Consider the following 8,411-nt stretch of genomic DNA (forward strand, 5'->3'; position numbering starts at 1 on the left):
ATGACCTATAAAAATCAAATTATAAACAGATGAAAAAAATAGCTGACAACGAGATTCGGTGGGGAGTCCTTGGTGTAGGAAATGTCTGTGAAGTGAAATCTGCACCCGCCATGCAGCTAATCCCCAATAGCAAAATCGTAGCAGTGATGCGTAGAAATGGAGAAAAGGTGAAAGATTATGCTTCACGACACCAAATCTCCAAATGGTATACTCATGCCCAAGAGCTCATCAATGATCCAGAAGTCAATGCCATTTACATCGCTACTCCACCCAATGTGCATTTGGAACTCTGTACTTTGGCGGCCAAAGCTGGGAAGCCCGTTTACGTGGAAAAACCCATGGCAAGAACGTTCTCGGAATGTCAGAAAATGATTGAAATATGTGAACAGTACAATGTCCCGCTCTATGTGGCTTATTATCGAAGACGGCTTCCCCATTTTATGAAAATCAAAGAACTGATCGATTCAGATGCAATTGGGTCGGTTCGAACGGTTCACATAGATCTAAAGCAAGCTTTACTACCCGGGCTTGTTGCTGGCTCGGACGAGAACTGGCGAATCGATCCGGAAATCGCCGGAGGAGGTTACTTTTTTGATTTGGCTTCGCACCAACTTGACTTATTGGATTTCTTTTTTGGTCCAATTACACAAGCTTCCGGATACTGCAGTAACCAGGGAAAAGCTTACCGAGCCGAGGACATTGTAGTCGGAAATTTCGTTTTTGAAAATGGAGTCTTAGGGACTGGGAATTGGTGTTTTACCAGTGCTGAAATAGCAACAATTGATCAAATAATCATTTATGGCAACAAAGGAAAAATCAGTTTCGAGACTTTTGGTAAAGGTGAATTCCTTATGGAAGTCGACGGTAAAAAGACTGAGCGTTTCAGCTTCGAACTACCAAAGCATATTCAACAACCTTTGATTGAAACAATCATCGGCGATTTACTTGGTACAGATAATTGCCCCAGCACAGGAGTTTCTGGAGCCCGAACCAATTGGGTAATGGATGAATTGACAAAAAGAAGAATTGGCTAGTATAACTCAGGCTTTATCCTCCACTTTCTGATAAAGATCAAAGTCAATAATCATTTTCTGATTATCGATGATTAATTGACGAAGAAAGAAATCTTTCAATTTTTCTTCTTGAGGCATTCGATCAAAATCGATATGAATCCGATCCGATTCTTTGTCCCAGATAATTCCAGGCTTATTTAAACTGACAAATCGATCTGCAAAAAAATTAACAACAGCATTCATCTTGTAGCTAAAAGTCAGCCTTCTTGGTTGTACCTCTTCCAATGAAAGTTTGATGCTCACTTTAGACACCTTTACTTTTAGCTGATTTTCTCCGAGAAATTCAATACTAGGTTTTTTAGCAGAAAAATTCCCCGCCAATCGTTCAAGTTCATCTGAAGTAAATACAAATAGCATAGTTTAAAAATTTTGTATTTATCTACTTTTCAAATTAAAATTAAACTAATATCGATTAATTCAGTCAAAAAGACTAATTGGAATTCTTAAGAAAGTATTAAGAAAAAATACTGCGATATTGAATTAAATTGAAGTCCTATTTAAACCCCCAGAACCATGCTAAAGAAAATCTCCATCGCCATTTTGATTCTATTTATTGGAATCCAGTTTATTCCATACGAGAAAAACACCAGCAACGACCTGACTTACGACATCTCAAAAAGTTACGATGTGCCGGATAATATTCAGACTATCTTCAAAAATGCATGTAATGATTGCCATTCTAATAGTACGGTCTATCCTTGGTACAGTAAAATTGAACCAGTCGGATATTGGTTAAATGATCACATCGTAGATGGGAAGCGTCATTTGAATTTTTCCACATTTACAAAACTTCCGCTGGCGGTACAAAACCACAAGCTGGAAGAAACCATAGAGATGGTAGAGAAAGGTGAAATGCCTTTGGAAGACTACACGAATTTTGGACTTCATGCAGAAGCAAATTTGAGCGACGGACAACGTCAGGAAATCATCGACTGGGCCAAAGCCCAAATGGCAATGTTGGCAGCCACTTATCCTGCTGATAGCCTTGTCATGAAAAAAAGAAACTAAGGATTAGTTAGTATCCTTTATGATTTCTTGAATAGCTTCCAAAATCTGAGCTTTAGGTCTAAGATTTCTGTCAAACAGTAAAGGGTAGTTAGTTCTGCCCTTTACTGGCCAGTTATTTAGCCAGCTTGCTTTATCGTGAGTTCCCCAGAAAGTAACCCGACTGATTTTATCTCGATGCTTGTAGTAAAGTTGGAAAATATCAGCGTACCGCTGGCTGAGCTCCTTTTCAATTTCTAAAGGAAGCCCCTTTTCATAGGGATTATATTCAGTTTGAAACTCATAAGTCTTAGCTAAATCTGCCCCGATCGCTTCTTTTGGTCGCTTTAGTACGTCGACATCCAACTCGGTGATCATCACTTTGAATCCCGCTTCGTGGATATCAAGTATTCCCTTTTCAATTTCGCCAATAGAAGGAGTTTTAAGCATATAATGTCCCTGCATGCCGATTCCATCTATTCGAATTCCCTCAGCCCGCATTTCTTGCGCTAATTTTAAAATTGCCGATCGTTTTTTTGAATTGAAGACATTATAATCATTGTAATACAATTCAGCAGTTGGGTCTATTTCATTTGCTTTCCGAAAGGCGGTTTTAATAAAATCTACGCCAGCGATCTGAAACCATTTTGACTCTCTGAATTCACCATTGTCGGCAATAGCCTCATTTACTACATCCCAACCATTAATTTTCCCTTTGTATCGACCTACTACGGTTTCTATATGATCTTCAAGAGTTTTAAGCAATTCTGCCTTAGTCTTTGGGTTTCCATCTGCTTTTTCAAAAACCCAATCCGGTACTTGTTGATGCCATGCTAGGGTATGTCCCACCACAAAGGCATTTAATTTTTCACCCAAAGCCACATATTGATCTCCAAACTCAAAATCATATTGATCTGGTTCCGGGTGAATTTTGATCCATTTAAGTCCATTTTCTGGACTGATGCTATTGAAGTGTTGTTTTAAGACTGGAAAGGCCCTCTCCTCTTGCCCATTGACCTCATTATAATTGAGTGCAGCACCTACAAGAAAACTTTCTCCAAACATTTCCTTCAAAGAATATTCTCTTGGAGATTGAAAAGCAAAAATCAATATTGAAATCAAACCTATAATGGCAAATAAGGAATAGCGATCAGAATTTTTCATGATTTTATTTTAAAGAGGAATTTCGATTTTTTTTCTGAAAGACCAGTCTTTTCATACCACTTACTTTTAGTTTTTTTCAAATCCACACATACTTTCTTGAATAAAAACTTTTGAAAAAAATTCTTAATATATTTTTTTATCTAAGTAAGATTCATAAATCATATTCTTAATCGAATATTAAGAATTAAGAGCAACCTTCTTGAAATTATCGCCGTTTCGAAAAGCAATAGAGTATTTATTTTAAAGAAGATTAAATTTTTGGCTCGATTTTAGTTTTAGTATGCATGCATCCTTTCTAGTAAAAACTGCATCTACAAAGTAAAAGGAAGCTGAAAAAAGAAAAGCCAACAACCAACTATTTCTCACCAAAACCACAATAACTATGAAAACGCAAGACTTCAAAAAATGGACTAAGGCCTTGTTGGTTTTACTCTTGAGTTTTGGTTTCACAAGCTTGAATCGAGCGGAAGCCAATCCTTTTCCTGGTGTTTCTTTCCAAGTGTTTTATGATGAATTGGCACCATATGGAGATTGGGTCATGGATCCGAATCAAGGCTACATCTGGCTTCCATATGCTGAGCAAGGCTTTCACCCCTATGGTTCAAATGGCCATTGGGCAATGACTACTTATGGTAACACCTGGGTTTCTTACTACGATTGGGGTTGGGCGCCGTTTCACTATGGACGTTGGTATTTCGATAATTACTACCAGAGTTGGGCCTGGGTACCAGGTTATGAATGGGGACCAGCTTGGGTGAATTGGAGAACTGGTGGCGGTTATTACGGTTGGGCTCCTTTGGCTCCTGGCTTTTCCATAAATGTAGCGGTGAATTTGCCCAGCTTCTATTTCGTATTTATCCCAAGAAATCGAATCTATCATCAGTATGCTCATCGCTATTATGCACCCTATCGCAACCGGGTTAGAATCTATAATCAAACTACCATCATCAACAATACGGTGATTTATAACAATAATCGCTATGTCGCAGGACCAAATCGAAGAGAAATCGAGCGGGTAACCAGAAGAACAGTACCTGTTTATCAAGTCCAAGCTTCTGACCGTGCAGGAAGAGCAGCAGTTTCCAGAAATTCTATTAGCCTCTACAGACCAGAGCTTGAAAATAGCAGAAGCCGAAACACAGAAGCTAGACCATCTAGAGTACTGGATGCGAATACAGCTAGATCAGCAAGAAGTCAAGCGGCAGACCGATCGGTTTCCAACGGTTCACGATCAGCCAATTCAAGTGCTGGAAATGCTTCAGTACCTGCAAGTAGATCTGAGAGGACTGTGAGATCTAGTGCACCTGCTCAGGAATCGCGTTCATTCGAAACCAGACCTTATGAGGAAAATAGAAGTAGAACTTCAACTCCATCACGGGAAAGTCAAGGAAGAACGCAAGTCGGAACAAATGGATCCAGAAATAATACCCCTGCAAGCGGAAGGACTTCTCCAAGTGTACCACAAAGAACACAAACGAGAACTCAATCTGCTCAACCTGACATGAGATCAAATCAAGGCCAACGATCTACTTCTTCAAGACCTGAAGCAAGACCTGCACAGACTCAGCGGAGTCAAAGTCCTCAGCCTTCGGTAAGATCTGCTCCTCAACAGCGGAGCAGTCCCCAAGTGAGATCAACTAGCCGAACTGCTCCTGCAAACTCCAGAGTAAGTACTCCTTCGAGTAATCAAAAGAATGGTTCTTCTCGAGTAAGCACTGCTCCTAGAAAGGAATCTAGCACTAGCTCAACATCAAGAAGCTCTTCGAGCAGAACTGTAAAACCAAAAGGGAATTAATCCTGAATTATACTAAACCAACTATTCCAAATAAAAGCATGGTCATTTTTGATCATGCTTTTTTTTTATTACTGCGGGATCTAACACTTTTTCAAGGGTTTTTAAGTATCTTAAAACCTTAAAAACCATTCAACCCAATGCGAAAAATTCTACTTCTTTTCTTTTTGGCTAGCTGCTTTTCAGCCATAGCACAAGAGCAACCCACTGACACCCCGCCTTTAAAATATCGAAACATTGGCCCCTATCGAGGTGGTCGTTCGGTTACAGCAACAGGAGTAGTCAATGATCCCTTAACTTATTATTTTGGAACCACCGGTGGTGGAGTCTGGAAAACCAGTGATGCCGGTCAGCATTGGGAAAATATCTCTGATGGCTTTTTTGAAACCGGCTCTGTTGGTGCGGTAGCCGTCTCAGAAAGTAACTCAAATATTGTATATGTAGGAATGGGTGAGCATGCTCCTCGTGGTGTGATGACCTCTTATGGCGATGGTGTTTACAAGTCAACCGATGCTGGAAAGACCTGGAAAAAACTTGGTTTGGAAAAGACGCAACATATATCCAGAATCCAAATTCACCCAACCAATCCTGATATCGTTTACGTAGCTGCACAAGGAGCGTTACATGCTCCAAATCCAGAAAGAGGAGTTTACAAATCCATCAACGGAGGTGAAACCTGGGAAAAAGTGCTTTACCTGGATGAGAAATCCGGTGCCGTAGAACTATCCATGGATATGAATACTCCTGAAGTACTTTATGCAGCACTTTGGGAACATCAGCGAAAGCCTTGGCAAGTGATTTCCGGTGGTCCAGGAAGTGGACTTTATAAAACCACCGATTCTGGAAAGACTTGGAAGAAAATCCACGAAGGACTTCCTGAAGAAAAAGGAAAAATGGCAATATCAGTCTCAAGAGCTAATTCAAATAAAGTTTATGCCTTAATTGAAAGTGATTCAAACAAAGATCTTGGCGGTTTATTTGTTTCCGATGATGCCGGAGAAAGCTGGACGCTTGTCAACAAAGACAATAGACTGACCCAAAGGGCTTGGTATTACATTGAAGTTTTCGCTGATCCAAACGATGAAAATACAGTTTGGGTACAAAGTGCTCCAATGCTCCAATCAATAGATGGAGGAAAGAGCTTTGAGCAAATCAGTGGTGCGCATGGCGATTACCACGATCTTTGGTTTAACCCAAAGAACTCCAAGAACATCATCCTAGCTGATGATGGTGGGGGAAGCATCACCTTTAATGGAGGTAAAACTTGGTCCACACAATCCAATATGCCTACTGCCCAATTCTACCGAATCAATACGGATAATCAGTTTCCTTACCGAATTTACGGAGGTCAGCAGGACAATACATCTGTCGTAATCAGTAGCATGGCACTGGGAAGAGGTGGTATTTCGCAGGAGCATTGGAATTACTCCGCAGGTGGTGAGTCCGCATTCTTAGCTTTCAACCCAGATGATCCACGCTACGTCATGGGTGGAAGCTATCTTGGGACAATCGACTTACTAGATATGGAGTCCGGAGGTTCTACCAATGTAATGATTGCTCCTATCCAATACCTTGGAAGAGATGCATCAGACATGCGTTATCGTTACAATTGGAATGCGCCGATCATCTGGTCGCAGCATGAGCCTGGCACTTTTTACCATGGTTCGCAATATGTACAACGAACAAGAGACAATGGAACAACCTGGGAGGTTATTTCTCCAGACTTGACTAGAAATGAAAAGGAAAAGCAAGGAAAAGGTGGTGTTCCTTATACCAATGAAGCAGTAGGTGCAGAGAATTACGGAACACTTTCTTACATCATTGAATCGCCACTTGAAAAAGGAGTATTCTATACCGGAAGTGATGATGGTTTAGTTTACCTAACCAGAGATGGTGGTGAAAACTGGACAAATGTAACCCCGAAAGGACTTCAGGAATCTTTGATCAATGCGATCGAAGTATCCCCTTCTGATCCTGCTACAGCATACATTGCAACCACTCGCTATAAATTCAATGACTATACACCGGCGATCTACAAGACTACAGACTATGGAAAAAGCTGGACTAATATCAGTTCGGGAATTCCTTATGGAGCATTTACTCGGGTTGTTCGAGAAGACACCAAAGATAAAAATCTGCTTTACGCTGGAACAGAAAAAGGCATCTACATTTCCCGAAATGGAGGTCAAAAATGGGAAGCATTTCAGCTTAATTTACCAGTCACTCCAATCTTAGATTTGAAAATCGCTCATGAGGATTTAGTGGTAGCGACTTCCGGAAGATCTTTCTGGATTTTAGATGATTTGAGCGCAGTTCGAGAAATGCAAAAATCTGTGACTGCAGCCAAAATCTATTCACCTGAGGACACCTACCTCGGAAGTTGGTATAGCCAACTGAGTAGAAGTAATTCTGATTTTGATGGTACGGATCCATTTGAAGGAGTGAATCCAGCAAACGGCGTAGTTCTTTATTATCATCTACCTGAAAACACTACAGATTCAACCAAAGTAAGTCTGGAAATTCATGATGCGTCAGGAAAATTGATTCGAACTATAAGCTCTGAAAAAGATGCTTCTTTTAAGTCTTATGACGGTGGTCCATCTCCTGAACCTACCCTGACTGTGAAAAAAGGAATCAACAGATTCGTTTGGGATATGCGACATCCAACTATGCCGGGAATTCCAACTGCTTATCTTGAAGCTAGCTACCGTGGTCATCAGGTGATTCCAGGCACTTACAAATTAATACTCAAAAGCGAAAGTCAAACTTCTGAAACCTCTGTTACCATCAAGCCAAATCCGTTGTATGAAATTACAATGGCTGATTACGAAGAGTATGATGCTTTTATGAAAGCCCGGGAAGCTGAATTAACTGAAATGCACAACCTTGTGAATGAAGCGATGGACTATCAAACTCAACTAAAGGCACTCTTGGCTAGAACAAAAGGAAAAGAAGAACTCAAAGCATTGACTGAAGCGGGAGACAACTTGCAGAAAGGCCTTCAAGCCTGGGATGAAAAGATGATTCAACGAAAGTCCACCGCCTATGATGATGTGGAAAACTTCCCGAATAAGTTTACGGCCAACTACCTTTATATGATCAATCAAACCGAGAGTTCGATTCCTAAAGTAAATAAAGGCTCCAAAGATCGCTACGCCGAACTTTGGGAAGAGTGGAAAGTATTAAAAGCTGAAGGAGAAAAGCTGTTGAAAGAGGGAATTCCTGCTTTCAATAAAGCTGCTCAAGAAGCCGGAGTAGGAGTTTTGTTTGTGAAATAAAAAAATATGTATATCCGCAAAGATGCCAGTAGCCAAATAAGTTAGAAGTGACAGCCAGTGACAATCGCTTTCTTGCGATCTTAACGGGTACTAAATTAGGTCAAAATAAACGGTTTTGAC

Annotated in this window: 6 protein-coding genes; 4 read left to right on the forward strand and 2 right to left on the reverse strand. The window is 40.5% G+C overall.

Going from position 1 to position 8,411, the window contains the following annotated elements; all coding sequences use genetic code 11:
- Positions 1-29: 29 nt before the first annotated feature.
- Positions 30-1,034 (forward strand): Gfo/Idh/MocA family oxidoreductase, encoded by a 1,005-nt coding sequence (locus P8O16_RS16395; RefSeq protein ID WP_300316516.1) that lies wholly within the window; start codon positions 30-32, stop codon positions 1,032-1,034.
- A gap of 6 nt (positions 1,035-1,040) precedes the next feature.
- On the opposite strand, the gene P8O16_RS16400 is transcribed toward P8O16_RS16395, so the two are convergent.
- Positions 1,041-1,430 carry a hypothetical protein gene (locus P8O16_RS16400; protein WP_300316517.1) on the reverse strand — a complete coding sequence of 130 codons (390 nt, stop codon included), beginning with the start codon at positions 1,428-1,430 and terminating at the stop codon, positions 1,041-1,043.
- Positions 1,431-1,586: 156 nt separating this feature from the next.
- On the opposite strand from P8O16_RS16400, the gene P8O16_RS16405 reads away from it, so the two are divergent.
- Positions 1,587-2,081 carry a heme-binding domain-containing protein gene (locus P8O16_RS16405; RefSeq protein WP_300316518.1) on the forward strand — a complete coding sequence of 165 codons (495 nt, stop codon included), beginning with the start codon at positions 1,587-1,589 and terminating at the stop codon, positions 2,079-2,081.
- A 3-nt stretch (positions 2,082-2,084) separates the two neighbouring features.
- On the opposite strand, the gene P8O16_RS16410 is transcribed toward P8O16_RS16405, so the two are convergent.
- Positions 2,085-3,221 (reverse strand): endo-1,4-beta-xylanase, encoded by a 1,137-nt coding sequence (locus P8O16_RS16410; RefSeq protein ID WP_300316519.1) that lies wholly within the window; start codon positions 3,219-3,221, stop codon positions 2,085-2,087.
- Positions 3,222-3,603: 382 nt separating this feature from the next.
- On the opposite strand from P8O16_RS16410, the gene P8O16_RS16415 reads away from it, so the two are divergent.
- Entirely contained in the window at positions 3,604-5,016 is a 1,413-nt protein-coding gene (locus tag P8O16_RS16415; RefSeq protein ID WP_300316520.1) for a DUF6600 domain-containing protein, read from the forward strand.
- Positions 5,017-5,153: 137 nt separating this feature from the next.
- Positions 5,154-8,291 carry a glycosyl hydrolase gene (locus P8O16_RS16420; RefSeq protein WP_300316521.1) on the forward strand — a complete coding sequence of 1,046 codons (3,138 nt, stop codon included), beginning with the start codon at positions 5,154-5,156 and terminating at the stop codon, positions 8,289-8,291.
- Positions 8,292-8,411: the final 120 nt, after the last annotated feature.

This window comes from Algoriphagus sp., from assembly GCF_029254265.1.
Classification (GTDB): Bacteria; Bacteroidota; Bacteroidia; order Cytophagales; family Cyclobacteriaceae; genus Algoriphagus.

Excerpts from the sequence above, each read along its gene's own strand:
- P8O16_RS16395 (WP_300316516.1), top strand. The coding sequence starts at position 30 with ATGAAAAAAATAGCTGACAACGAGATTCGGTGGGGAGTCCTTGGTGTA.
- P8O16_RS16400 (WP_300316517.1), bottom strand. The coding sequence starts at position 1,430 with ATGCTATTTGTATTTACTTCAGATGAACTTGAACGATTGGCGGGGAAT.
- P8O16_RS16405 (WP_300316518.1), top strand. The coding sequence starts at position 1,587 with ATGCTAAAGAAAATCTCCATCGCCATTTTGATTCTATTTATTGGAATC.
- P8O16_RS16410 (WP_300316519.1), bottom strand. The coding sequence starts at position 3,221 with ATGAAAAATTCTGATCGCTATTCCTTATTTGCCATTATAGGTTTGATT.
- P8O16_RS16415 (WP_300316520.1), top strand. The coding sequence starts at position 3,604 with ATGAAAACGCAAGACTTCAAAAAATGGACTAAGGCCTTGTTGGTTTTA.
- P8O16_RS16420 (WP_300316521.1), top strand. The coding sequence starts at position 5,154 with ATGCGAAAAATTCTACTTCTTTTCTTTTTGGCTAGCTGCTTTTCAGCC.